Consider the following 1,059-nt stretch of genomic DNA (forward strand, 5'->3'; position numbering starts at 1 on the left):
CGGCCCAGGATTTCGACGGTGTTTTCGATGGAGGCGAGGTAGTCGTAGTCGATGACGCCGGGTTCGGGTTGCACGCCGGCCCAGATGACGCCGAGGCGCACGACGTTGAAGCCGTTGGCGGCCAGGAAGGCTGCGTCGTCTTCGTCGAAACCGGCCGCGGACGGCTCGTAGGGCGGGATCTTGTAGACCTGGTTGAGTCCGCGCAGCATGACGACTTGGCCGTCGCCGTTGGTGAGCCAGCCGTTGGAGACCTCCACCGGCGGCGGGACGGTGCCGGTGAAGCCGCCGGGCAGGGTACCGAAGTGGCCGACGTCGCCGTGGGTGCCGTAGAGCAGTCCGGCGTTGCCGCCGACGCCGCCGAGTGCGGGCAGGCCGAACAGGGTGGCGCCGTCGCCGGCGTCGCCGCCGTTGCCGCCGTTGCCCCACAGCCAGCCGCCGTCGCCGCCGTCACCGCCGACGGCCCCGGCCCCGCCGTCGCCGCCGGCGCCGCCGTTGCCGAACAGTCCCAGGGCGGCACCGCCGGCGCCGCCGGCGACGCCGTCGGTGGTGCTGCTCCAGCCGGCGCCGCCGTCACCGAACAGCCAGCCGCCGTTGCCGCCGTCGGGGTTGTCCGCGGTGCCGTCGGTGCCGTTGCCGATGACCGTCGATCCGAACAGGTTGTTGATGACGCCGTTGACCTGGCTGCCCAGTTCGCTGTTGATCCACTGCTGACCGGCGTCGTGCAGTAGCGCGTAGAAATCCAGGTTCAGGGCGGGGCCGGGTTCGGCCAGTGCGCCGAAGGCGGCATCCCAGTGGGCCGAGGACAAGAACGTGTCCCAGGCTGCGGTGTCGAACAGGGCGTCGCCGTCGAGGTCGCCCGCGGCGGTGACAAACGGCGCTACCAGCGCGTCCCACATGTCGTCGAAATCGGCGTGCGCGGGCGCCGAGATCGGGGCGATCGCCAAGAACGCGGCGACTCCAACGGCCTTGGTGCCCACAACCGTGCTGCGGCGACGAGACATCGCGACCAACCCTTCTCACGGACAACCAGATTTCTGAAGCCTGTCTGAGAAAGGTAAA

1 protein-coding gene is annotated in these 1,059 nt (G+C 70.2%); it reads right to left on the minus strand.

Translation table 11 applies throughout. The features are described from left to right. Positions 1-1,001: PGRS repeat-containing protein (locus LI92_RS21305; protein ID WP_353585460.1), on the minus strand; the 1,001-nt coding region annotated here is incomplete at its 3' end. Positions 1,002-1,059: the final 58 nt, after the last annotated feature.

Source organism: Mycobacterium sp. UM_Kg1 (assembly GCF_000972925.1).
Lineage (GTDB): Bacteria > Actinomycetota > Actinomycetes > Mycobacteriales > Mycobacteriaceae > Mycobacterium > Mycobacterium hiberniae.